The organism is Nocardioides sp. JCM 18998 (genome assembly GCF_055391535.1).
In genome coordinates, this window is the sequence record NZ_AP043886.1 from 3,396,188 (window position 1) to 3,419,553 (window position 23,366).

The window sequence follows — 23,366 nt, forward strand, 5'->3', positions numbered from 1 at the left end:
CGGGTAGGTTGGCGGCATGGACCCGCTGGACGCCCTGCCCGACGGAGTCGTGATCGCCGACGGCGAGGGCCGCGTGCAGGTGGTCAACGAGACAGCACGCCGCATGCTCGGCATCAGCGACGACCCGGTCGGCGCTCGGCTCGACGACGTGCTGGCGCTGCGCGACCAGCGGGACTGCTCCTGGGTCGGCACCAACGATCCGTACGGCGGACTCGGCTCGCGCACCGGTGTGCCGGAGCAGTCCTGGCTGCTGCCCGACGGCACCGAGGTCCTGGTCACCGCCCGGATCAGCCGCGACAAGCAGATCGGTATCGCGATCCGCAGCGGCCGCGGCCGGGCCCGGCTCGACCGGGAGCGCTCGGACCTCGTCGCCACCGTCGCGCACGAGCTGCGCAGCCCCCTGACCGGGGTCAAGGGCTTCGTGCAGGCGCTGCTCAACCGGTGGGACAAGCTCAACGACGAGCAGAAGAAGCTGATGCTCGCCACCGTCCATGCGGACTCCGACCGGCTCTCGCGGCTGATCGCCGAGCTGCTCGACGTGGCCCGGATCGACACCGGCCGGCTGCAGCTCTACCCGCGTCCCAGCGACGCGGAGGCGCTGGTGCACCGGGTCGTCGACTCGGTCCGCGCCAGCACCGCCCGGCCGATCGAATTCACCGTCATCTTGCCGGGCAGCGCGACCGAGATCTTCGTAGACCCCGACAAGTTCACCCAGGTCGTCACGAACCTCGTCGAGAACGCCGTCCGGCACGGCGACGGCATCGTCCGCGTCCAGCTCAAAACCGGCGCGGAGGGGACTGTCCTGCTCATCGTCGACGACGAGGGCGCCGGCATCGCACCCGAGCTGCGCAAGCGGGTCTTCACCAAGTTCTGGAAGGGCGGTGCTCGGGGCGGCTCCGGGCTCGGGCTCTACCTCGTGGGCGGCCTCACCAAGGCGCACGGCGGCACCGTCACCATCGACGACGCACCGGGCGGCGGCGCCAGGATCATCACCGAGTGGCCGACCGAGGACAGGAGACCGGCATGACCGACAAGGACCCGCAGGCGATCCAGAAGTACCTCGCCGACGTCGAGCCCGCCAAGCGCGCCCTGATCGAGCACTACTACGCCCGGCTGGTCGCGATCGTCCCGGACGCGGAGGTCGGCACCAGCTACGCGATGGCCTGCTACCTCTACCAGGGCAAGGGACTCCTGAGCGTGATGGCGACCAACGCCGGGCTCTCCGTGATCCCGTACAGCGGCAACGTCGGGCAGGTGCTGCGTGCCGCGCACGGTGAAGCCGACCTCGATCTCTCCGCGAAGGGCGGCACCATCAAGATCACCGTCGAGCGGCCGTTGCCCGACGAGCTCTTCGACGAGGTCGTCAGGCTACGGGTCGCCGAGCTCGACGCCAAGGCGAAGCCCGACGCCTGAGGTACGCCCGCAGCGGGCCGCGAGCATCGGGCCGCGGCCATCGGCCGCACCGCCTTCTGAGGCTGTCCACCGGCGCAGATTCCGGGCGAAGATGCGCCGGGTCGGCGATCGGGTGCGGGCGGTGGGCGGCAACCGGTTCGCGGCGGACGGCCGCCGCTTCCTAGACTGAGCGCCATGTCCGGCCCGAACTCCGATTACGACCCCGTGGAGGTCACTCCCTTGAAGGCCGAGGAGGTCGAGGGCGCGCGCGATGCCGCTCTGGCCGCGATCGCTGCCGCTGCCGATCTCGAGCAGCTCAAGACCGTCCGTCTCGACCACGTGGGCGACCGCTCCCCGCTGGCCCTGGCCAACCGGGAGATCGGCGCGCTGCCGCCGGCCGCCCGCAAGGAGGCCGGTGCCCGCGTCGGCCAGGCCCGCGGCGCGGTCAACAAGGCGCTCGCCGAGCGTCAGCTGGTGCTCGAGGCCGAGCACGAGGCGCGCATCCTGGTCGAGGAGGCGGTCGACGTGACCCTGCCGACCGACCGGCGCCCGGCCGGCGGCCGGCACCCGCTGACCACCGGCGCCGAGCTAATCGCCGACATCTTCGTCGCGATGGGCTGGGAGGTCGCCGAGGGCCCGGTCATCGAGGCCGAGTGGCTCAACTTCGACGCCCTCAACCTGGGCCCGGACCACCCGGCCCGCACCATGCAGGACACGTTCTGGACCGAGCCGGCCGAGAACCACGTCGTCCTGCGTACGCACACCTCGCCGGTCCAGGCGCGCACCATGCTGACGCGCGGCGTCACCGAGGACGCCCCGATCTACGTGGTCTGCCCCGGTCGCGTCTTCCGCACCGACGAGTACGACGCCACCCACAGCCCGATGTTCCACCAGGTCGAGGGCCTCGCCATCGACGAGGGCATCACGATGGCCCACCTCAAGGGCACCCTGGACCACTTCGCCGGCCAGATGTTCGGCGAGGGCATCACCACCCGGTTCCGCCCGTCGTACTTCCCCTTCACCGAGCCCAGCGCCGAGGTCGACCTGGTCTGCTTCGTCTGCCGCGGGATCGAATCCGAGCACTGCCGCACCTGTCGCGGCGAGGGCTGGATCGAGTGGGGCGGCTGCGGCATGGTCAACCCGCGCGTCCTGCGCGCCTGCGGCATCGACGCCGACCGGTTCTCCGGCTTCGCGTTCGGCATGGGCATCGAGCGGACGCTGATGTTCCGCCACGGCCTGGAGGACCTGCGCACGCTCTTCGAGGGCGATGTCCGTTTCACCACTGCTTTCGGATCGGAGCTCTGAGCGATGAAGGCCCCCGTCTCCTGGATCAAGGAGTACGTCGACCTCCCCGCCGAGGTCACCACCGAGACCCTCACCGACCGGCTCACCGCGCTCGGCCTCAAGCTCGAGGCGATCGAGGCCGCCGGCTCCGGGATCACCGGCCCGCTCGTGATCGGCCGCGTGCTGACCCAGGAGAAGGAGCCGCAGAAGAACGGCAAGGTGATCAACTGGTGCACCGTCGACGTCGGTCCGGAGTTGAACGCCGTCCACGGCACCGGTGAGGCTGATCACGGGGTGGGCATCATCTGCGGCGCGCACAACTTCGGCCCCGGCGACAAGGTCGTCGTGATCCTGCCGGGCGGCGTGTTGCCGGGGAACTTCCAGATCAGTGCGCGCAAGACCTACGGCCACGTGTCCGCCGGCATGATCTGCTCTGCCGCCGAGCTCGGCCTGCCCGACGACCCTTCGACAGGCTCAGGGCACGCCCACGGCATCGTCGTCGTGCCCGAGGACGGGCCGGAGCCGGGCACGGACGCCCGCGACTTCCTCGGCTTCGGCGAGGAGGTCATCGAGTTCGAGATCAACCCGGACCGCGCGTACGCGCTCTCGCTGCGTGGCATCGCCCGCGAGGCGGCCCTCGGATTCGACGGCACGACGTACCGCGACCCCGCGCTGCGCGAGACCCCCGCCGCGAACGCCGACGGCTACCCGGTCGTCGTCGACGACGCGGTCGGTTGCCCCGTCTTCGTCGCCCGTACGGTCACCGGCTTCGACGCCTCTGCGCCGACCCCGGAGTTCATGGCGAAGCGGCTCGAGCAGGCCGGCATGCGCTCGATCTCGCTCGCCGTCGACATCACCAACTACGTGATGCTCGAGACCGGTCGCCCGATCCACGGCTACGACCGCGACAAGCTCCAGGGCGCGATCCGCGTCCGCCGCGCCGCCCCGGGCGAGCAGATGATCACGCTCGACGGTGCCAAGCGCACGCTCTCGACCGAGGACCTGGTCGTCACCGACGACTCCGGCATCATCGGCCTCGGCGGCGTGATGGGCGGCGAGACCACCGAGATGTCGGAGACGACGACCTCGGTGCTGATCGAGGCGGCCCACTGGGAGCCGGTCGCGATGTTCCGCACCGGCAAGCGCCACAAGATCGGCTCGGAGGCCGGCAAGCGCAACGAGCGCGGCGTCGACCCGACGATCTGCGAGGCCGCCGCCGACCGCGTCGTCGAGCTCCTCGTCGAGTTCGGCGGTGCCACGGCCGACGCCGGCGTGACGGTGGTCGGCACCGCACCCGTGCGCCCGTCGATCACCATCGACGCGACCCTGCCCGCCCGACTCAGCGGCATCGACATCCCGGCCGAGCGGGCGATCGAGCACCTGCGCGCCATCGGCGCCGAGGTGGTCGAGTCCTCGGGGGGCGAGCCCACGATCACGGTCACGGCCCCGGCCTGGCGCCCCGACATCAACGACCCGTACGACCTGGTCGAGGAGGTCGTCCGCATCGTCGGCTACGACCAGGTTCCGTCGGTCCTGCCGCGTCGAGCGACCGGTCGCGGCCTGACCCGCAGCCAGGCGCTGCGCCGTCGGGTCGGCCGCACCCTGGCCGGCGGCGGGCTCGTCGAGGTCGTCAGCTTCCCGTTCGTCGGCGACGCCGCCTGGGAGCAGCTCGGCCTGGCCGAGGACGACCCGCGCCGCAACACGGTCAAGCTCGCCAACCCGCTCTCGGCGGAGGCTCCGGCGTACACCACCACGGTGCTGCACGGCCTGCTCGAGGCGGCCGGCCGCAACCTCGGTCGCGGTGCCAACGGCGTCGCGCTCTTCGAGACCCAGATCGTCGCCAAGCCGTCCGAGGCAGGCGCCGCGCCGATCTACGGCGTCGAGCGTCGACCCACCGACGACGAGCTGGCCGCCCTGCTGGCCGCCGTGCCGACCCAGTGGACCGAGCTGGGGGTCGTTCTCGCCGGCGAGTACGAGCGTGGTGGCTGGTGGGGTCAGGGCCGCAACGCCGGCTGGGAGGACGCGCTCGCAACCGTGCGGCGCCTCACCGACGAGCTCGGCGTCGAGATCGCCGTCGAGTCGGCCGCCGTGATGCCGTGGCACCCGGGCCGCTGCGCCACGATCTCCGCGCAGGGCCACCCGACGCCGATCGCTCTGGGGTTCGCCGGTGAGCTGCACCCCAACGTGTGCAAGGCGTACGGCCTGCCCGCGCGCAGCGCCGCCGTCGCGATCGACCTCGACACGCTGATCTCGCTCGCCCCGGCCCGTACGCCCGGACCCGTCTTCTCGACGATGCCGCAGGCGAAGGAGGACGTCGCTCTGCTGGTCGACGCCTCCGTCACCGTCGCCGCCGTCGAGGCAGCGCTGCGCGAGGGCGCCGGCGAGCTGCTGGAGTCGGTCCGGCTCTTCGACGTCTACACCAGCGACCAGCTCGGTGCGGACAAGAAGTCGCTGGCCTTCGCGCTCCGCTTCCGGGCCGCGGACCGCACGCTCACCGCCGAGGAGACGGCCGCCGCCCGCGACGCCGCGGTCGCCCGCGCGACCGAGCTGACCGGCGCCACCCAGCGCGCCTGAGGCCCGGGTCTCGATACGCTCGCTGGCGCTCGCTACTCGACCAACGGACCATCGCTACTCGACCAACGGACCATCCGTGGCCGAGTAGCGAGCGTGAGGAACGAGCGTGGGCGTATCGAGACCTTCGCGCCCGAACTGGCATGATCTCTCCGTGGTTCGGCTGCGTGTCCTCGACGAGGTGACCTGGGACGACCGGTCGGTACCGGGGGAGCGCACCCATGTCCTGCTGCGGGCCCTGGCTGACGCCGGGGCCCGCGGGCTGGGCGAGCAGAGCCTGATCGAGGAGATCTGGCCGGACGAGCAGCCGGCCAACCCGACCAAGGCGCTTCAGGTGGTCGTCTCCCGGGCCCGCTCCGCGACGGCTCCCGAGGCCATCGAGCGGACCGCCACCGGCTACCGGCTGTCCCTGGCGCAGGGCGAGGTGGACGCGTGGGCGCTGCGCCCGGACGCCCTGCGGCTCGCGGCCGAGGGACGGTACGCCGAAGCGCTCCCGCTCCTTCGCGAGCTCGACGCGCCCGACGACGACGCGGTGGAGGCGACGATCCGCGCGATCGCGGCCGTCGAGGGGACCCCCGCCGCGCTCGAGGCCTTCGAGGCTTACCGCGAGCGGCTCGCCGACCGGCTCGGCATCGATCCCGCACCGCGACTCCAGCAGCTCCACCAGGAGCTGCTCGCCCGTGATGCCCCGGTGCGGGCGGGGCTGCGGTTCGACGCCGACGAGATGATCGGCCGCGAGGCCGACGTCGCGGCACTCAGCACCCTGGTCCGCAGCCACCGGGTCGTCTCGATCGTCGGCGCCGGCGGGCTCGGCAAGACCCGGCTCGCCCACCTGATGGGCCGCCTGGCCGAGCAGCCGGTCGTGCACTTCGTCGAGCTGGTCTCGGTCACGAGCAACAGCGGTGTCCCGGTCGAGGTCGCCGACGCGCTCGGCGCGCGCGAGGCGGTCGCCACCCGGCGCGGGCAGATCACCGGCCAGCGCAACGACCCGGTCAGCCGCATCGCCGACCTCATCGGCACGGTGCCGACCCTGCTCATCCTGGACAACTGCGAGCAGGTCGTGGAGGGCGTGGCGGACCTGGTGTCGGCGCTGCTCGCCCGTACGCCCGCCCTCACCGTCCTCACCACCACCCGCATCCCGCTCGGCCTCGCCGCGGAGCGGACCTACCTCCTCCCGGAGCTCAGCACCGCCGACGCCGCCGCGCTGTTCTGCGAGCGCGCCGAGGCGGCGCGGCCCGGTGCCGTGCTCGACCCGGAGCGCGTGACCGCGCTGGTCGGCCGTCTCGACGGCCTGCCGCTCGCCGTCGAGCTCGCCGCGGCGAAGGTCCGGGTGATGAGCGTGCCCGAGATCGAGCGCCGCCTGGAGAACCGGTTCGCGCTGCTGCGCGGCGGTGCCCGCGATGCGCCGGAGCGACACCAGACGCTGCTCGCCGTGATCGACTGGTCCTGGAACCTCCTCACCGAGCCCGAGCGCCTCGCCCTGCGCCGGCTCAGCGTCTTCCGGGACGGCTTCTCCCTCGACGGCGCGAGCGCGATCCTCGCCTCGGGTGATGAGCGCGCCGACTCGCTGGACGCGCTCGACGTCCTCACCGCCCTCATCGACCAGTCGCTGGTGGTCGTGACCGAGGGGGAGACGCTGCGCTACCGGCTCCTGGAGACGGTTCGCGAGTTCGGCCGGATGCAGCTGGTCGACGCCGGCGACGACGTCGAGGCCGGCGAGCACCTGCGGCGGTGGGCGATCACCCTGTGCGCGGGGGCCCGGGCGGCGCTCTTCAGTCCGGCCCAGGTTTCGACGATGGCGCTGCTGCGCTCCGAGGAGGGCAACCTCGTCGAGGGGCTGCGGCACGCTGCCGACATCGCCGACGCCGAGGCGGCCTCGACGATCCTGTCCGCCCTGATCGGCTTCTGGTCGGTCGAGGGCAGCCACCTCAAGGTGCTCAACCTGGCCGTGCCGGTGCTGCCCCTGCTGGCCAAGGGCGAGGTGCCGCCCGAGGCCGAGGACGGCCTGCGCGCCGCGCTGGCCAGCATCCTGTTCACCGGCCGGATTTTCGGCGGCGTCTCGGGTGCCTCGGCCATGGCCGCCGGCCTCGACCGGCTGCGCGAGCTCGGACCGGACTCCGCGGAGGCCCGTACGCGCGCCGTCGTCACCGGCGTGCTCGCCCTGAGCGACGTACCCGAGGACAAGCAGCTGGACGCCCTCGAGGAGATGGCAACGTCGCCGGACCGGCAGCTCGCCCAGTGGGCGGCGATCCTGTCGAGCCAGGCGGCGGAGAACCTCGGCTCGCTGCGCCGGGCGGTCACGATGGCCGAGCGCGCGCTCACCCTCTGCGACGCGGCCGACGGCCCGTGGTCCGAGGGACTGGTCCATGCCCACCTCGCCGGGCTCCTGCTCCAGCAGGGGGAGCGCAGCAGAGCCAAGGCGTACGCCCGCGCGGCGGTCCCCGTGATGGTCGAGCTCGGCGCCATCGAGGACTGGATGCAGACCCAGGCGGCGATCGCGCTGATCGCGATGACCGAAGGCGAGCTTGACGAGGCCGAGAGGATCCTCGACGAGCTGGCCGGCGACGAGCGCTCGGAGTCCGTCTTCGGCGGAGCGATCAGCCAGCTCTGCGGGCGCGCCGAGCTGCTGTTGGCCCAGGGCCGGATCGACGAGGGCCTCGCGGCCTACCGGCATGCCGTACGGCGCCTCTCGGATCGCCCGCTCCCGGGACTGGAGCTGGAGCTGGACGGATTCGAGCCGTGGATCCTCTTCCCACGGGCGGCCTCGCTCGCGGCGCAGTGCCGCTACGGCCACCACGACGAGGCCACGGCCGACCGCGACGCGCTGCTGACCAAGCTCAGCGACCTCATCGGCGGCGACAGCACGCTCGACCATCCGCTCGTCGGGTCGGCGCTCTTCGCACTCGCGGCCTGGGACGCGACCGGGGGTGCCCAGGAACGCGCGGAGCGGATCCTCGCGCTCGCCGCGGAGTTCAGCTTCAACCAGATGCTGCCGAGCCTCACGCCCGACTGGCTGCGTCCGATGCTTACCCGGCCCATCCCGTACGACATCGAGCCCCGCCCCGCGCACGTGCTGCGGGACGAGGCTCGTGCCTTGCTCGGGTCGCTCTGAGGAGCGAGTGCCTCAGACCTTGCGGCTGTAGGACCGGATCGCCAGCGGCGCGAAGACGGCCACGATGGCGACGCAGCCCAGCAGCGCCCAGGCGACGTTGGCGGTGACCTGGCCGTCGTTGATCAGGTCACGCAGCGCGTGGATGACCAGGGTCACCGGGTTGACCGCGACGAAGTGCTGCAGCCAGTCGGGCATGGTGTCCTTCGGCGTGAACGCGTCGGAGAGGAACGTCAGCGGGAACATGATCATCATCCCGATGCCCTGCACCGCCTGCGCCGAGCGGGCGATGGTGCCCAGCCAGGCGAAGATCCACGACAGGGACCAACCCGCGAAGACCACGAGCAACCAGCCGAGCACCACGCCGGTGAAGCCGCCGCCGGGGCGGTAGCCCATCGCGAAGCCGGTGGCGAGCGTCAGGGTCGCCGCGATGCCGTAGCGCAGCACATCGGCCAGCATCGGTCCGGCGAGTGGAGCGATCCGCGACATGGGCAGGGATCGGAAGCGGTCGAAGACCCCCTTCTCCATGTCCTCGCGCATCTGGGTGCCGGTCGCCATGCAGGCCGTCAACGCCGTCTGGGCGAGGATGCCGGGGATCACGATCGGCAGGTAGCTCTTGACCCCACCGGCGACCGCGCCGCCGAAGATGTAGGTGAACATCGCCGTGAACAACAGCGGCTGGATGATCACATCGAAGAACTGCTCGGGGTTGCGGCGCATCTTCTTCAGCGCACGCCACGCCATCGTGAGGCTCTGCGACACCGTCTCGCCGAGGGTGGGGCGTACGGTCAGGTGCTCCTTGGCGACGGCGATGCTGCGCTGGGCGGTCAGGGAGCTCATCGGAGGACCTCCTCGGTCTCGGACTGGTTGTCGGAGGACTGGCCGGTGTCGTGCCCGGTGAGGGCGAGGAACACCTCGTCCAGCGTGGGCTGCTGCACCGAGGCGGAGGTGATGGACACCTTCGCCTCCCGCAGTGCGATCAGCACGTCGGCCGCTTGGTTGGCGTCGGGCAGCGGGACGTTGAGGCCCCCGGCCTCCGGGGTGAGGACCGCGTCGCTGCCCGTCACCCGCTTGACGAGCAGGCCGGCGTCCGCGATCAGGGACTTGTCGGAGAGCCGCAGCTGCAGCGTCGACTCGCCCACGCTGGTCTTGAGGTCCGAAGGCGTGCCCTCGGCGACCTTGCGGCCGCGGTCGATCACAGCGATCCGATCGGCGAGCTGGTCGGCCTCGTCGAGGTACTGAGTGGTGAGCAGGATCGTCGAGCCCTGCGCCACCAGATCGCGGATCGTGTCCCACATCTGGCTGCGGGTGCGCGGGTCGAGACCGGTGGTCGGCTCGTCGAGGAAGATCAGCGGGGGAGAGCTGATCAGCGAGGCGGCCAGGTCGAGGCGGCGGCGCATGCCGCCGGAGTAGTCCTTGATCTGCTTGCCCGCGGCCTCGGTGAGTCCGAAGCGCTCCAGCAGGTCCGTGGCCAGGGCCTTGGACTGCTTGGCGGAGCGGCCGTGGAGCCGGCCGAAGAGCCACAGGTTCTCCGAGCCGGTCAGGTTCTCGTCGACCGAGGCGTACTGCCCGGTGACGCCGACGAGCTGTCGGATCTGGTGGGGGGCCGACGCGACGTCGACGCCGAAGATGGAGGCTCGCCCGCCGTCGATGGGCAGCAGCGTGGCGAGCATGGAGAGCGTGGTGGTCTTGCCGGCGCCGTTGGGGCCGAGCACGCCGAAGACCTCGCCCGGCTTCACGGCCAGGTCGACGCCGTCCACGGCGGTGAAGGCGCCGAAGCGCTTCACCAGGCCGGAGGCCTCGACTGCGAGTTCAGAAGTGGTCATGGCCCTAGCCTGGGGCACACCGGTTTCACGCCGCTTTCACGACATCCTCCGCACGGTTTCACAGCTCGCCCCTCAGGTGTTCGGCGGTCGGATGTGCGCGAGGAACCGCTCGTGGATCGCACGGGCACCCGCCACGTTGATGTCTGCGTCGTCTCGACGGCGCCACAGCCAGGCGTCCACGTCGCCGGCCAGGCCCTCGACGACCACGTCCGGCTCCACTCCGGGGTCGGCGACGACGGCGAGGCCGGGCTCCGCAACGTGCTCCTGACCCTCGGGTGAGGTCCCGGAGAAGTGGCCGAGTCGCACCCAGACCTGCGTGTCCGTGTCGCTCAGGTCCATGCGCACGAGATCGGGGCGCGGGGCGAAGGACCCCCAGGGCGGGATGCCTCCGAAGATCACGGCGAGCGCCTCCTCTACACCGTCGGCGGCGAGCCGCGGGTCCAGCGGGCTCACCACGCCGCAGGCCAGCTCGGCGTCGAGCCGGTGGATGAGGACCTCGTGGGCCTGTCGGCGGTAGATGAACCCGACCGTCTGCTCCTGTGCCCAGGTCCACGCCGCGTCGGCGGGGTCGGCACTCTCCAACGCGGCGACCAGCGCTGCGTGAGCGGCATCGAAACCGGACAGCAGGTCCGCGTAGGCCTGGTCCGACCGCGGCGGCTGCGCGCCCTCAGGCGTCGCCGGCCGCCTCCGCACGACGTCGGACCAGAAGGCCTGAACCCGGGTGAGATGCCAGAGCAGGTCCCCGGCGTCCCAGTCCGGGCACGAGGGCACGCGAGCGGCGGGGTCGCACGAGGTGAGCACGTCGCGGAACCGGGCCGACTCGCGCCGGATATGGTCGAGGTAGGCATCGAAGGGGAGCCGCGTCATGTCGGCGACGCTAGCGATCGCCACCGACAACCGCGAGCGGGTTCCCCGCCCCCCCCTCGCCACATCTACATGCAGGGTTGTGTATAGTCATGCATATGACGAAGGTGCGGGCGGCAGTGGCGGGTGCGAGTGGGTATGCGGGCGGCGAGATCCTCCGCCTGCTGTGCGGCCACCCGGCCGTCGAGATCGGCGCCCTGACCGGTGCGTCCAACGCCGGCCAGCGCCTCGGCGCGCTCCAGCCTCACCTGCTCCCGCTGGCCGACCGGATCATCGAGGAGACCACGATCGAGGTCCTCAGCGGCCACGACGTCGTCTTCCTGGCCCTGCCGCACGGCCAGTCCGGCGCGATCGCCGCCGCGCTGCCCGAGGGCACCGTCGTGATCGACTGCGGCGCCGACTACCGGCTCGCCGATCCCGCGCTGTGGGAGCGGTTCTACGGCACGGAGAACGGTGGGCACGCCGGCACCTGGCCGTACGGCCTGCCCGAGCTGCCGGGCCAGCGCGAGCGGCTCCGGGGCGCGAAGACCATCGCCGTCCCCGGGTGCTACCCGACCGTCTCCTCGCTGACCCTCGCCCCGGCCGTCGCCGCCGGCCTGATCGAGCCCGACGTCGTCGTGGTCGCGGCCTCCGGCACCTCCGGCGCGGGCAAGGCCGCCAAGACGAACCTCCTCGGCAGCGAGGTGATGGGCTCGATGAGCGCGTACGGCGTCGGCGGCGTCCACCGGCACACGCCGGAGATCATCCAGAACCTCTCCGCGCTCACCGACGAGCCTGTCACCGTCAGCTTCACCCCGCTGCTCGCGCCGATGCCTCGCGGCATCCTGGCGACCTGCACCGCCCGGCTCAAGCCGGGCGTGAGCGCCGAGCAGGTGCGCGCCGCGTACGAGAAGGCCTACGCCGACGAGCAGTTCGTCCACCTCCTGCCCGAGGGCCAGTGGCCCCAGACCCAGTCGGTCGCCGGCGCCAACGCCGTCCACCTGCAGGTCACCGTCGACGAGGCGGCGGGCCGCCTGGTCGCCGTCGGCGTCGTCGACAACCTCACCAAGGGCACTGCCGGCGCCGCCGTGCAGTGCATGAACATCGCCCTCGGCCTCGATGAGGCCACCGGCCTGAGCACGATCGGACTCGCCCCGTGACCGAGAACAACGAGATTCCCGTGGAAGACGCGCCGCTGCACTGGAGCGAGCAGACCGTCACCCTGGCCGAGTACCCCGAGAAGCTCGCGATCGTGAAGCTGCCGCCCGGCTCGGAGGTCCCCGCCTGGGCGGAGTCGTCCTCGCTCTTCTCCGTCACCGCCACCGCGTACGAGACGAGCCTGATCTGCGCCGGTCGATCGGTGCCGACCAAGACGCCCTCGATCCACCCGCTCAAGGCGTTCCGCGTCGTCGGACGCATCGAGGAGGGCACCGTCGGCCTGCTCGCGGCGCTGCTCGTGCCGCTGGCCGAGGCCGGCGTCGCCGCCTACCCGTTCTCCACCTACGAGACCGACTGGGTGATGGTCCGCGTCGTCGACGTGGAGAAGGCCTCCGAGGCGTGGCGCGCCCAGGGGCACACCGTCACCACCGCCGTCCCGATCACCAGCGGCAAGCCGGCCCAGCGCAGGAGCGGCGACAAGGGTGAGAAGCCGGTCGGCAAGGCCGCACGCCAGGCTGCTCGCCAGGCCGAGCGCCAGGCGGCTCCCAAGAAGGGCACGCACTGATGAGCATCACCCACCCGAAGGGCTTCGCCGCTGCGGGCGTCACCGCCGGTCTGAAGTCGTCCGGCACGAAGGACCTCGCCCTGGTCGCCAACCAGGGCCCGTCCTTCGCGTCCGCCAGCGTCTTCACCTCCAATCGCTGCCAGGCCAACCCGGTCCTGTGGAGCAAGGAGGTGGTCAAGGACGGCATCGTCAAGGCGGTCGTGCTCAACTCCGGCGGCGCCAACTGCTACACCGGCGCCGAGGGCTTCCAGACCACCCACCTGACCGCCGAGCGGGTCGCCGGGCATCTCGGCATCGGCGCCGGCGACGTGGTCGTCTGCTCCACCGGCCTGATCGGGCTGCTCAACGTCCGCGAGGACCTGCTGGCCGGTGTCGACGCCGCGGCGGCCGCGCTGAGCGCGGAGGGCGGCGACGACGCGGCCCACGCGATCATGACCACCGACACCGTCGCCAAGCAGGTCCACGTGGTCAGCGACGACGGCTCGTGGTCGATCGGCGGGATGGCCAAGGGCGCGGGCATGCTCGCCCCGGCACTGGCCACCATGCTCGTCGTCATCACCACCGACGCCGATCTCACCGCGGCCGAGCTCGACGGGGCGCTGCGCGCGGCGACCCGCGTCAGCTTCGACCGGCTCGACTCCGACGGCTGCATGTCGACCAACGACACCGTCACCCTGATGGCCAGCGGGGCGTCCGGCGTGAAGCCGTCCCTCGAGGAGTTCACCGACAAGCTCAGCGCGGCCTGCACCGACCTGGCCCTGCAGCTCCTGCAGGACGCCGAGGGCGCCGACCACTCGATCGCGATCAGTACGATCAACGCCGCCTCCGAGGACGACGCCGTCGAGGTGTCGCGCTCGGTCGCCCGCTCCAACCTCTTCAAAGCCGCGATCTTCGGCAAGGACCCCAATTGGGGCCGCATCCTGGCCTCGGTCGGCACCACCCAGGCCGCCTTCGACCCGGCCGACCTCGACGTGGCGCTCAACGGCGTCTGGGTCTGCCGGAAGTCGACCCCGGCGGAGGACGCCAGCCGGATCAGCCTCGAGGACCGCGAGGTCACCGTCACGATCGACCTCAAGTCGGGCGATGCCTCGGCCACCGTCTGGACCAACGACCTCACCCACGCCTACGTCCACGAGAACAGCGCCTACAGCTCATGACCAACAGCATCGACACCACGACGTCGACCATCTCGGGCGTGGACACCACCAAGGCGACGACGCTCGCGGCCGCCCTGCCGTGGCTGAAGAAGTACAACGGCAAGGTCATCGTCATCAAGTACGGCGGCAACGCCATGATCGACGACGCCCTCAAGCACGCCTTCGCCGAGGACATCGCCTTCCTGCGCCTGGCCGGCTTCAAGCCGGTCGTGGTGCACGGCGGCGGCCCCCAGATATCGCGGATGCTCGACCGGCTCGGCATCAAGTCGGAGTTCCGCGGCGGGCTGCGCGTCACCACACCCGAGGCGATGGACGTCGTCCGGATGGTCCTGGTCGGCCAGGTCCAGCGCGAGCTCGTCGGCCTGCTCAACCAGCACGGCCCGCTCGCCGTCGGCCTCTCCGGCGAGGACGCCGGGCTCTTCACCGCCAGCCGCACCAACACCATCGTCGACGGCGAGGAGATCGACCTCGGCCTGGTCGGCGAGGTCACCAAGGTCCGCCCCGAGGCGGTGCTCGACATCGTCGAGGCCGGTCGGATCCCGGTCATCTCCAGCGTCGCCCCCGACGAGGCCGGCGTGGCGCACAACGTCAACGCCGACACCGCCGCCGCCGCGCTGGCGGTCGCGCTCGGGGCCGAGAAGCTCCTCGTCCTGACCGACGTGGAGGGCCTCTACCGCGACTACGGCAACTCCGACGACCTCATCCAGGAGATCAGCCCCGAGACCCTCGCCGAGCTGATGCCGTCCCTGGCCAGCGGCATGGTCCCGAAGATGGGCGCCTGCCTGCAGGCCGTCCAGGGCGGTGTCCCGCGTGCCACGGTCGTCGACGGCCGCGAGCCGCACGCCGTCCTCCTCGAGATCTTCACCGACGAAGGCATCGGCACCCAGGTCCTCCCGGGCGTCGACACCAAGCTCCGGAAGGCCCGCTCATGACCCAGACGCAGCACGAGCGCTACCAGCACGCGCTGATGAACACGTTCGGGCCGCCCAAGCTCGTCCTCGCCCGCGGCGAGGGCGCCAAGGTGTGGGACCAGGACGGCAACGCGTACGTCGACCTCCTCGGCGGCATCGCCGTCAACGCCCTCGGCCACGCCCATCCGGCGCTGGTCGAGGCCGTCACCGAGCAGCTCTCCACGCTCGGCCACATCTCCAACTTCTTCGCCTCCGGCCCGCAGATCGGCCTGGCCGAGAAGCTGCTCGAGCTCGTCGCCGCAGGTGGCGTCGAGACGCAGGGCAAGGTCTTCTTCACCAACTCCGGCACCGAGGCCAACGAGGCGGCGTTCAAGCTGACCCGTCGCACGGGGCGCACCCACCTGGTCGCGATGAAGGGCTCGTTCCACGGCCGCACGATGGGCGCCCTCGCGCTCACCTCGAAGGAGGCCTACCGGGCTCCGTTCGAGCCGCTGCCCGGTGACGTCACCTTCGTCGACTACGGCGACGCCGACGCGCTTGCGGCCGCGGTCACCGACCGGACCGCCGCGATCGTGATCGAGCCGCTGCAGGGCGAGGCCGGCGTGGTCGTCCCGCCCGCGGGCTTCCTGGCCGCGGCCCGGGAGATCGCCGACCGGAGCGGCGCGCTGCTCTGGTTCGACGAGGTCCAGACCGGCATGGGCCGTACGGGCGCGTGGTTCGCGTTCCAGCAGGCCGGGGTCACCCCCGACGTCATCACCCTGGCCAAGGGCCTGGGCGGCGGCTTCCCGATCGGCGCCTGCCTCGGGCTCGGTGCGGCGGCCGACCTGCTCCAGCCGGGCAACCACGGCACCACGTACGGCGGCAACCCGCCGGCGTGTGCGGCCGCGCTCGCCGTGATCAGCACGATCGAGGCCGAGGGCCTGCTCGCGCGGGCCACCGTGCTCGGCCAGAGGATCCGCGACGGCGTCGCCGCCGACCCGAGGGTCACCGAGACCACCGGCGACGGCCTGCTCATCGGCATCGTCACCACCGTCGACACCGCCAAGATCGCTGCCGCGGCGCTCGAGCGCGGCTTCATCCTCAACAACGCCACGCCGGAGCGGGTCCGGCTCGCACCGCCGCTCGTGCTGACCGACGAGGACGCCGAGGCGTTCCTCGCCGCCTGGCCCTCGATCCTCGACGCAGCGGAGGCCGCCGCATGACCAGCACGCCCCGCTCGTTCCTGCGCGACGACGACCTGACCCCTGCCGAGCAGGCCCAGGTCCTCGATCTGGCGATCGCGCTCAAGGCCGACCCGTACGGCCCCAAGCCGCTCGCCGGTCCGCGCACCGTCGCGACGATCTACGACAAGCCGACCCTGCGCACGCAGGCGTCCTTCTCGGCCGGGATCTCCGAGCTCGGCGGCCACTCGATGCTGGTCGACGGCGGCCTGGCCGGCATCGGCGTGCGCGAGTCGGTCGCCGACGTCGCCCGGGTCCTCGGCCGCCAGGCCAGCATGATCGTGTGGCGTACCTACGCCCAGGCCAAGCTGGACGAGATGGCGGAGCACTCCGGCGTGCCGGTGGTCAACGCGCTCACCGACGAGTTCCACCCGTGCCAGCTCCTCGCCGACCTGCTCACGATCCGTGAGCACAAGGGCGCCCTGGCGGGGCTCACCGCCGCCTTCCTCGGCGACGCCGCCTGCAACATGGGCAACTCGTGGGCGCTGGCCGGTGCCACGGCGGGCATGCACGTCCGCTTCGGTGCCCCCGAGCACGCCGCTCCGGACGCGGAGGTCCTGGCCACCGCGGCGAGCATCGGCGAGACCACCGGCGGCTCGGTCGCGGTCTTCACCGATCCGGCGCAGGCCGTGGCCGACGCCGACGTCGTGGTCACCGACACCTGGGTCAGCATGGGCAAGGAGGACGAGGCCGCCGCGCGGATCGCCGTCTTCTCCGCCTACGCCCTCACCGAGGAGCTCGTCGCCCGGGCCCGGCCCGGCGCCATCGTGATGCACTGCCTGCCCGCCTACCGCGGCAAGGAGATCGCGGCCGAGGTGATCGACGGTCCGCAGAGCGTCGTGTGGGACGAGGCCGAGAACCGTCGCCACGCCCAGAAGGCGATCATCACGTTCCTCATGGAGCGCAGCCTCGTCGAGGCGAACGCCCGATGACGGAGTGGGGGCGATGAGCGAGCAGGCCGTCCGACCGGCGACCAAGAACGCCCGCCACCAGCTGATCGTCGACCTGATCTGGAACAACGAGGTCCACTCCCAGATCGAGCTCGGCGACCTGCTGGCGAGCAACGGCGTCAAGGTCACCCAGGCCACGCTCTCGCGCGATCTCGTCGAGCTCGACGCGGTCAAGGTCCGGACGCCCTCGGGCGCGCTGGTCTACGCCCTGCCCGCGGAGGGCGGCGATCGGCGCCCGGTCAGCGCGGGGGAGTCCGCCGCCGCCCGCACCCGCCTCGCCAAGCTCTGCGCCGAGCTGCTCGCCAGCGCCGACTCCAGTGCCAACCTGGTCGTGCTCCGCACGCCGCCGGGCGCTGCCCAGTTCCTGGCCAGCGCCATCGACAAGGCAGAGTTTCCCGAGATCCTCGGGACCATCGCCGGGGACGACACCGTCATGGTGATCTCCCGTGACCCGGAGGGGGGAGAGGACCTGGTCCACCGGTTCCTCGCCCTCGCTCACCACAGCACCAGCACAGAACACCCGGAAGAGGAAGCATGAGCAAGGTCCTGACCTCCCTGCCCCAGGGCGAGCGCGTCGGCATCGCGTTCTCCGGAGGCCTCGACACCTCCGTCGCCGTTGCCTGGATGCGCTCGAAGGGCGCGATCCCGTGCACCTACACCGCCGACATCGGCCAGCCCGACGAGCCGGACATCGCCGGCGTCCCGGACCGGGCGAAGCAGTACGGCGCCGAGATCGCCCGTGCGGTCGACATCAAGCCCCAGCTGGTCGAGGAGGGGCTCGCCGCCCTGGCCTGCGGCGCCTTCCACATCCGCTCGGGTGCCAAGGCGTACTTCAACACCACGCCGCTGGGCCGCGCCGTCACCGGCACCATGCTGGTGCGCGCGATGCAGGCCGACGACGTCAACATCTGGGGCGACGGGTCGACCTACAAGGGCAACGACATCGAGCGGTTCTACCGCTACGGCCTGATGGCCAACCCCGAGTTGCGGATCTACAAGCCCTGGCTCGACACGGCGTTCGTCACCGAGCTGGGTGGCCGTCACGAGATGAGCGAGTGGCTCCTCGCCAACGGCCTGCCCTACCGCGACGCGACCGAGAAGGCCTACTCGACCGACGCCAACATCTGGGGCGCCACCCACGAGGCCAAGACCCTCGAGCACCTGGACGTGTCCCTCGAGACCGTCGAGCCGATCATGGGCGTGAAGTTCTGGGACGCCTCGGTCGCGATCGAGTCCGAGGACGTCGCCATCACTTTCGAGGCCGGTCGCCCGGTCGCGATCAACGGCAAGCGCTACGACGACGCCGTCGCCCTGGTCCTCGAGGCCAACAGGATCGGTGGGCGGCACGGTCTCGGCATGTCCGACCAGATCGAGAACCGGATCATCGAGGCCAAGTCGCGCGGCATCTACGAGGCGCCGGGCATGGCGCTGCTGTTCGCCGCCTACGAGCGGCTGCTCAACGCCATCCACAACGAGGACACGCTCGCGAACTACCACAACGAGGGCCGCAAGCTCGGCCGCCTGCTGTACGAGGGCCGCTGGCTCGACCCGCAGTCGCTGATGCTGCGCGAGTCGATCCAGCGCTGGATCGCCTCGCTGGTCACCGGCACCGTCACCCTGCGCCTTCGTCGCGGTGACGACTACACCATCCTCAAGACCGACGGCGAGCACTTCTCCTACCACCCGGAGAAGCTGTCGATGGAGCGCGTCGAGAACGCCGCGTTCGGCCCGACCGACCGGATCGGCCAGCTGACCATGCGCAACCTCGACATCGCCGACTCGCGGGCCAAGCTGGAGCTCTACGCCGCCCAGCCGCTCGACCAGGGCACCGTCCTGGTCGAGCACGGCACGCTCTTCGGCGAGCTCCCTGCGGGCGGCTTCGACCAGATCGCCGCCACCACGGAGGTCGACGCCGACACCGAGGCCGTCGTCGACGAGGTCGCCATGGAGTCGGGCACCGACTGATGGGCGAGCTTCAGGGGACCAACGAGGGCAAGCTCTGGGGCGGCCGGTTCGCCGGCGGTCCCAGCCCCGAGCTCGAGCGGCTCTCCCGCTCGACCCACTTCGACTGGCGCCTCGGCCTCTACGACCTTGCCGGCTCGCACGCGCACGCCAAGGCACTGGGTGCCGCGGGTCTGCTGACCGCGGAGGAGGAGCTCGAGCTGCACCGCGGTCTCGACGTGCTCGCCACGAAGTGGAGCTCCGGCGAGCTGCGCCCGGCGGAGTCCGATGAGGACGTCCACGGCGCCCTCGAGCGCCTGCTCATCGAGGAGGTCGGCCCGGAGGTCGGTGGCAAGCTCCGTGCCGGCCGCTCGCGCAACGACCAGATCGCCACCCTGTTCCGCTCCTACCTGCTGGACCACGGCCGCGTGGTCAGCGGGCTGGTGCTCGACCTGGTCGAGGCGCTCGCCGGGCAGGCCGAGAAGCACCTCGACGGCACGAACGGTGCGGCGTTGATGCCCGGTCGCACGCACCTCCAGCACGCGCAGCCGGTGCTGCTCTCGCATCACCTGATGGCGCACGGCTGGGCGCTGCTGCGCGACGTCCAGCGTCTCGCCGACTGGCGGGCGCGGGTGGAGTGCGACTCCCCGTACGGCTCGGGCGCTCTGGCCGGTCAGAGCCTCGGGCTCGATCCGGAGCTGGTCGCCCGGGAGCTGGGCTTCACCGGATCGACGGCCAACTCGATCGACGGCACCGCGTCGCGCGACTTCGTCGCCGAGTTCGCGTTCGTCTGCGCCCAGATCGGCGTCGACATCAGCCGGATCGCCGAGGAGATCATCCTGTGGGCGACCAAGGAGTTCGACTTCGTCACCCTGCACGACTCCTGGTCCACGGGATCCTCGATCATGCCGCAGAAGAAGAACCCGGACATCTCCGAGCTCGCCCGCGGCAAGGCCGGTCGCCTGATCGGCAACCTGACCGGCCTGCTGGGCACGCTCAAGGCCCTTCCGCTCGCGTACAACCGCGATCTCCAGGAGGACAAGGAGCCGGTCTTCGACTCGGTCGACACGCTCGAGGTGCTGCTGCCGGCCTTCACCGGCCAGGTCGCGACGCTGGTGTACAACACCGAACGGATGGCCGACCTCGCCCCGCAGGGCTTCTCCCTGGCGACCGACATCGCTGAGTGGCTGGTCCGTGAGGGCACGCCGTTCCGGATCGCGCACGAGGTCGCTGGCGCCTGCGTCCGGGCGGCCGAGGCCAAGGGCACCGAGCTCGACGGACTCAGCGACGAGGAGTTCGCCGCGATCTCGCCGGCGCTGACGCCGCAGGTGCGGCTCGTGCTGACGGCGGAGGGCTCGGTCGCGTCCCGCAGCGGACGCGGGGGCACCGCACCCGAGCGCGTACGCGAGCAGCTGGACGAGCTGCGCGCGAGGGTCGCCGGGCTGCGCGGCTGAGCATGTCTGACCTCGAGGAGGCGTTGGCGGGACCTGTCGAACAGGTCGCGCCACGCCTCCTCGGCGCATTTCTGAGACACGCGGGTGTCACCGTCCGGCTGACCGAGGTGGAGGCGTACGCGGGAGAGTCCGATCCCGGATCGCACGGCTACCGGGGGATGACCGCACGCAACGCCGTGATGTTCGGCCCGCCGGCCCGGCTCTACTGCTACTTCACCTACGGCATGCACGTCTGCGCCAACGTCGTCGCGGGGAGCGAGGGGACCTCGAGCGGGATCCTCCTGCGCGCCGGCGAGGTGATCGACGGGATCGACCTCGCCCGCACCCGCCGGCTCGGAGCGCGTGAGCGTGACCTGGCCCGCGGCCCCGCGCGGCTGTGCCGGGCCCTCGACATCCGGCTCGACCTGAACGGCACCGACCTCCGTACGGGGGAGCCGGTGTCGCTCCGTCTTCAGGAGCCGGTCGCGGACGTCGCCCGCGGGCCTCGTGTCGGGCTCCGCGGCGCGCCAGAGCGGCCGTGGCGATTCTGGATCGCCGGGGACCCGACGGTCTCGCCCTACCGGCCGGCGAAGGCTCGTTGACGCTTCGATTTGGCCTCCCGGACGCCCGTGCGTAGTGTTCTCCATGTCGCCGCGAGCGACACCCGATCCCAAGGCCGCAAGGCAAAGAGACCAGGGTGAAGCGCGCTCAGACACCGGCCTCATCCGGCCCGCAAAACTGAGTCAGACACCAAGTTGACTCCGAAGATGCAGGCCGGTAAGTTTGGTCGGGTTGCCCCGCAGCGAGGCCGAGAGGCTGAGCACGGTGCGCGTGTGATTCTTGAGAACTCAACAGTGTGTCAAATAGTCGACGAATTAATTTTGTTGTGCCCCGTTGAATCTTTGGGTTTGACGGATACGAACATGATTCTGACAAGAGATTGTCGGGGTTTGTTTTGTTGCAGGCATCTCTTCTTGCTCGGCTGCTCTTTTTGGGTGGTTGGGTGTTTGTTTTTTGATGGAGAGTTTGATCCTGGCTCAGGACGAACGCTGGCGGCGTGCTTAACACATGCAAGTCGAGCGGAAAGGCCTTTCGGGGTACTCGAGCGGCGAACGGGTGAGTAACACGTGAGTAATCTGCCCTGGACTCTGGGATAGCCACCGGAAACGGTGATTAATACCGGATATGACACATCTTCGCATGGGGGTGTGTGGAAACTTTTTTGGGTCCAGGATGTGCTCGCGGCCTATCAGCTTGTTGGTGGGGTAATGGCCTACCAAGGCTTCGACGGGTAGCCGGCCTGAGAGGGTGACCGGCCACACTGGGACTGAGACACGGCCCAGACTCCTACGGGAGGCAGCAGTGGGGAATATTGGACAATGGGCGGAAGCCTGATCCAGCAACGCCGCGTGAGGGATGACGGCCTTCGGGTTGTAAACCTCTTTCAGTGCAGACGAAGCGCAAGTGACGGTATGCACAGAAGAAGGACCGGCCAACTACGTGCCAGCAGCCGCGGTAATACGTAGGGTCCGAGCGTTGTCCGGAATTATTGGGCGTAAAGGGCTCGTAGGCGGTTTGTTGCGTCGGGAGTGAAAACCAGGTGCTTAACACCTGGCCTGCTTTCGATACGGGCAGACTAGAGGCATTCAGGGGAGAACGGAATTCCTGGTGTAGCGGTGAAATGCGCAGATATCAGGAGGAACACCGGTGGCGAAGGCGGTTCTCTGGGAATGTTCTGACGCTGAGGAGCGAAAGTGTGGGGAGCGAACAGGATTAGATACCCTGGTAGTCCACACCGTAAACGTTGGGCGCTAGGTGTGGGGCCTATTCCATGGGTTCCGTGCCGCAGCTAACGCATTAAGCGCCCCGCCTGGGGAGTACGGCCGCAAGGCTAAAACTCAAAGGAATTGACGGGGGCCCGCACAAGCGGCGGAGCATGCGGATTAATTCGATGCAACGCGAAGAACCTTACCTGGGTTCAACTACTACCGGAAAGCGCTAGAGATAGTGCCCCTTTTTGTCGGTAGATAGGTGGTGCATGGCTGTCGTCAGCTCGTGTCGTGAGATGTTGGGTTAAGTCCCGCAACGAGCGCAACCCTCGTCCTATGTTGCCAGCAATTCGGTTGGGGACTCATAGGAGACTGCCGGGGTCAACTCGGAGGAAGGTGGGGATGACGTCAAGTCATCATGCCCCTTATGTCCAGGGCTTCACGCATGCTACAATGGCCGGTACAAAGGGCTGCGATCCCGTGAGGGGGAGCGAATCCCAAAAAGCCGGTCTCAGTTCGGATTGGGGTCTGCAACTCGACCCCATGAAGTCGGAGTCGCTAGTAATCGCAGATCAGCAACGCTGCGGTGAATACGTTCCCGGGCCTTGTACACACCGCCCGTCACGTCACGAAAGTCGGCAACACCCGAAGCCGGTGGCCTAACCCCTTGTGGGAGGGAGCTGTCGAAGGTGGGGCTGGCGATTGGGACGAAGTCGTAACAAGGTAGCCGTACCGGAAGGTGCGGCTGGATCACCTCCTTTCTAAGGAGTCAGTCAGCCATGATGTCCAGGACAACTGTGTCTTGGCGATGGTGCTGCTCGCTAGTGGAATCGTCGATGAAGGGCCCGGTCGGGTTGGTGTTCGATGTCAGTACTGCCTCTTCGGGGGCGTGGAACCTCATCGTGCACCGGTGGACAGGGGAGTTTTGGCACACTGTTGGGCTTTGAGGAATCACACTCCTCTGGCCTGTTGGCTCGCCGTGACCGTTGGTTGCGGGGTTCGGGTTCACGGGTGGCCTCTTTCGCTCGAGCCTGGTGCGGTTGTACCGGGGGAGAGGGTTGGTGGGTGTGGTGGTTGATAGTTGGATAGTGGACGCGAGCATCTTATGAGTGCCGCCGTGCAAGCCTTTCGTACTTCACCAGGTACGGGTGGTGGCGGTGCTTTAGTCTTTGTAGTTTATTGCCTTTGATTTGAGTTTTGCTTGATGAGGCGATGGATGCCGGTTTGTTGTCGGTGT

At 70.1% G+C, this 23,366-nt stretch carries 18 protein-coding genes and 1 rRNA gene; 16 read left to right on the top strand and 3 right to left on the bottom strand.

Annotated elements, in window-relative coordinates; translation table 11 throughout:
* Nucleotides 1-16 precede the first annotated feature (16 nt).
* The 5 genes from ACZ5L9_RS16040 (at nt 17) to ACZ5L9_RS16060 (ending at nt 8,359) form a co-directional block, all read left to right on the top strand.
* Entirely contained in the window at nt 17-1,027 is a 1,011-nt protein-coding gene (locus ACZ5L9_RS16040; RefSeq protein WP_464529328.1) for a sensor histidine kinase, read from the top strand.
* The gene (locus ACZ5L9_RS16045) at nt 1,024-1,413 is read left to right on the top strand and encodes an iron chaperone (RefSeq protein WP_464529332.1); all 390 of its coding nucleotides are present in this window, start codon (nt 1,024-1,026) and stop codon (nt 1,411-1,413) included. The genes ACZ5L9_RS16040 and ACZ5L9_RS16045 overlap by 4 nt, the downstream gene beginning before the upstream one ends.
* 174 nt (nt 1,414-1,587) lie before the next feature.
* Nucleotides 1,588-2,697: a phenylalanine--tRNA ligase subunit alpha gene (pheS, locus tag ACZ5L9_RS16050; RefSeq protein WP_464529336.1), complete on the top strand. Its 1,110-nt coding sequence runs from the start codon at nt 1,588-1,590 to the stop codon at nt 2,695-2,697.
* A gap of 3 nt (nt 2,698-2,700) precedes the next feature.
* Nucleotides 2,701-5,250, top strand: a complete 2,550-nt coding sequence (gene pheT / locus ACZ5L9_RS16055) for a phenylalanine--tRNA ligase subunit beta (protein WP_464529338.1) — start codon at nt 2,701-2,703, stop codon at nt 5,248-5,250.
* Between the two features lie 151 nt (nt 5,251-5,401).
* Nucleotides 5,402-8,359: an ATP-binding protein gene (locus tag ACZ5L9_RS16060; protein ID WP_464529341.1), complete on the top strand. Its 2,958-nt coding sequence runs from the start codon at nt 5,402-5,404 to the stop codon at nt 8,357-8,359.
* A 12-nt stretch (nt 8,360-8,371) separates the two neighbouring features.
* Here the strand turns inward: ACZ5L9_RS16060 and ACZ5L9_RS16065 are convergent, their stop codons facing one another.
* The 3 genes from ACZ5L9_RS16065 to ACZ5L9_RS16075 form a co-directional block, all read right to left on the bottom strand.
* Nucleotides 8,372-9,196 carry an ABC transporter permease gene (locus tag ACZ5L9_RS16065; RefSeq protein WP_464529343.1) on the bottom strand — a complete coding sequence of 275 codons (825 nt, stop codon included), beginning with the start codon at nt 9,194-9,196 and terminating at the stop codon, nt 8,372-8,374.
* Nucleotides 9,193-10,182, bottom strand: coding sequence for an ATP-binding cassette domain-containing protein (locus ACZ5L9_RS16070; RefSeq protein ID WP_464529346.1), 990 nt, complete (start codon nt 10,180-10,182; stop codon nt 9,193-9,195). The genes ACZ5L9_RS16065 and ACZ5L9_RS16070 overlap by 4 nt, the downstream gene beginning before the upstream one ends.
* A 72-nt stretch (nt 10,183-10,254) precedes the next feature.
* Nucleotides 10,255-11,049, bottom strand: coding sequence for a maleylpyruvate isomerase family mycothiol-dependent enzyme (locus tag ACZ5L9_RS16075; RefSeq protein ID WP_464529348.1), 795 nt, complete (start codon nt 11,047-11,049; stop codon nt 10,255-10,257).
* Between the two features lie 89 nt (nt 11,050-11,138).
* Here ACZ5L9_RS16075 and argC point away from each other — a divergent pair, with 89 nt between their 5' ends.
* The 11 genes from argC (at nt 11,139) to ACZ5L9_RS16130 (ending at nt 22,890) form a co-directional block, all read left to right on the top strand.
* Nucleotides 11,139-12,185: an N-acetyl-gamma-glutamyl-phosphate reductase gene (gene argC, locus ACZ5L9_RS16080; RefSeq protein WP_464529351.1), complete on the top strand. Its 1,047-nt coding sequence runs from the start codon at nt 11,139-11,141 to the stop codon at nt 12,183-12,185.
* Nucleotides 12,182-12,748, top strand: a complete 567-nt coding sequence (locus ACZ5L9_RS16085; protein ID WP_464529353.1) for an ACT domain-containing protein — start codon at nt 12,182-12,184, stop codon at nt 12,746-12,748. The genes argC and ACZ5L9_RS16085 overlap by 4 nt, the downstream gene beginning before the upstream one ends.
* Nucleotides 12,748-13,905 carry a bifunctional glutamate N-acetyltransferase/amino-acid acetyltransferase ArgJ gene (gene argJ, locus ACZ5L9_RS16090; protein ID WP_464529355.1) on the top strand — a complete coding sequence of 386 codons (1,158 nt, stop codon included), beginning with the start codon at nt 12,748-12,750 and terminating at the stop codon, nt 13,903-13,905. Before ACZ5L9_RS16085 ends, argJ begins: the two co-directional genes overlap by 1 nt.
* On the top strand, nt 13,902-14,837 hold the full coding sequence (argB, locus tag ACZ5L9_RS16095; RefSeq protein ID WP_464529358.1) for an acetylglutamate kinase: 936 nt from the start codon (nt 13,902-13,904) through the stop codon (nt 14,835-14,837). The genes argJ and argB overlap by 4 nt, the downstream gene beginning before the upstream one ends.
* Entirely contained in the window at nt 14,834-16,018 is a 1,185-nt protein-coding gene (locus tag ACZ5L9_RS16100; protein WP_464529361.1) for an acetylornithine transaminase, read from the top strand. Before argB ends, ACZ5L9_RS16100 begins: the two co-directional genes overlap by 4 nt.
* Nucleotides 16,015-16,968, top strand: coding sequence for an ornithine carbamoyltransferase (argF, locus tag ACZ5L9_RS16105; protein WP_464529363.1), 954 nt, complete (start codon nt 16,015-16,017; stop codon nt 16,966-16,968). The genes ACZ5L9_RS16100 and argF overlap by 4 nt, the downstream gene beginning before the upstream one ends.
* A 13-nt stretch (nt 16,969-16,981) precedes the next feature.
* The gene (locus tag ACZ5L9_RS16110; RefSeq protein WP_464529367.1) at nt 16,982-17,524 is read left to right on the top strand and encodes an arginine repressor; all 543 of its coding nucleotides are present in this window, start codon (nt 16,982-16,984) and stop codon (nt 17,522-17,524) included.
* Complete coding sequence (gene argG / locus ACZ5L9_RS16115; RefSeq protein WP_464529369.1) at nt 17,521-18,951, top strand: argininosuccinate synthase; 1,431 nt, start codon at nt 17,521-17,523, stop codon at nt 18,949-18,951. The genes ACZ5L9_RS16110 and argG overlap by 4 nt, the downstream gene beginning before the upstream one ends.
* Nucleotides 18,951-20,381 carry an argininosuccinate lyase gene (gene argH / locus ACZ5L9_RS16120; protein ID WP_464529371.1) on the top strand — a complete coding sequence of 477 codons (1,431 nt, stop codon included), beginning with the start codon at nt 18,951-18,953 and terminating at the stop codon, nt 20,379-20,381. Before argG ends, argH begins: the two co-directional genes overlap by 1 nt.
* Before the next feature lie 2 nt (nt 20,382-20,383).
* The gene (locus ACZ5L9_RS16125; RefSeq protein ID WP_464529374.1) at nt 20,384-20,962 is read left to right on the top strand and encodes a DNA-3-methyladenine glycosylase; all 579 of its coding nucleotides are present in this window, start codon (nt 20,384-20,386) and stop codon (nt 20,960-20,962) included.
* Between the two features lie 412 nt (nt 20,963-21,374).
* A 16S ribosomal RNA gene (locus tag ACZ5L9_RS16130) occupies nt 21,375-22,890 on the top strand.
* The last annotated feature ends 476 nt before the right edge of the window (nt 22,891-23,366 follow it).

Coding starts and splice junctions, on each gene's coding strand:
- ACZ5L9_RS16040 (WP_464529328.1), top strand. CDS start 17: ATGGACCCGCTGGACGCCCTGCCCGACGGAGTCGTGATCGCCGACGGC.
- ACZ5L9_RS16045 (WP_464529332.1), top strand. CDS start 1,024: ATGACCGACAAGGACCCGCAGGCGATCCAGAAGTACCTCGCCGACGTC.
- pheS (WP_464529336.1), top strand. CDS start 1,588: ATGTCCGGCCCGAACTCCGATTACGACCCCGTGGAGGTCACTCCCTTG.
- pheT (WP_464529338.1), top strand. CDS start 2,701: ATGAAGGCCCCCGTCTCCTGGATCAAGGAGTACGTCGACCTCCCCGCC.
- ACZ5L9_RS16065 (WP_464529343.1), bottom strand. CDS start 9,196: ATGAGCTCCCTGACCGCCCAGCGCAGCATCGCCGTCGCCAAGGAGCAC.
- ACZ5L9_RS16070 (WP_464529346.1), bottom strand. CDS start 10,182: ATGACCACTTCTGAACTCGCAGTCGAGGCCTCCGGCCTGGTGAAGCGC.
- ACZ5L9_RS16075 (WP_464529348.1), bottom strand. CDS start 11,049: ATGACGCGGCTCCCCTTCGATGCCTACCTCGACCATATCCGGCGCGAG.
- argC (WP_464529351.1), top strand. CDS start 11,139: ATGCATATGACGAAGGTGCGGGCGGCAGTGGCGGGTGCGAGTGGGTAT.
- argJ (WP_464529355.1), top strand. CDS start 12,748: ATGAGCATCACCCACCCGAAGGGCTTCGCCGCTGCGGGCGTCACCGCC.
- argB (WP_464529358.1), top strand. CDS start 13,902: ATGACCAACAGCATCGACACCACGACGTCGACCATCTCGGGCGTGGAC.
- ACZ5L9_RS16100 (WP_464529361.1), top strand. CDS start 14,834: ATGACCCAGACGCAGCACGAGCGCTACCAGCACGCGCTGATGAACACG.
- argF (WP_464529363.1), top strand. CDS start 16,015: ATGACCAGCACGCCCCGCTCGTTCCTGCGCGACGACGACCTGACCCCT.
- ACZ5L9_RS16110 (WP_464529367.1), top strand. CDS start 16,982: ATGAGCGAGCAGGCCGTCCGACCGGCGACCAAGAACGCCCGCCACCAG.
- argG (WP_464529369.1), top strand. CDS start 17,521: ATGAGCAAGGTCCTGACCTCCCTGCCCCAGGGCGAGCGCGTCGGCATC.
- argH (WP_464529371.1), top strand. CDS start 18,951: ATGGGCGAGCTTCAGGGGACCAACGAGGGCAAGCTCTGGGGCGGCCGG.
- ACZ5L9_RS16125 (WP_464529374.1), top strand. CDS start 20,384: ATGTCTGACCTCGAGGAGGCGTTGGCGGGACCTGTCGAACAGGTCGCG.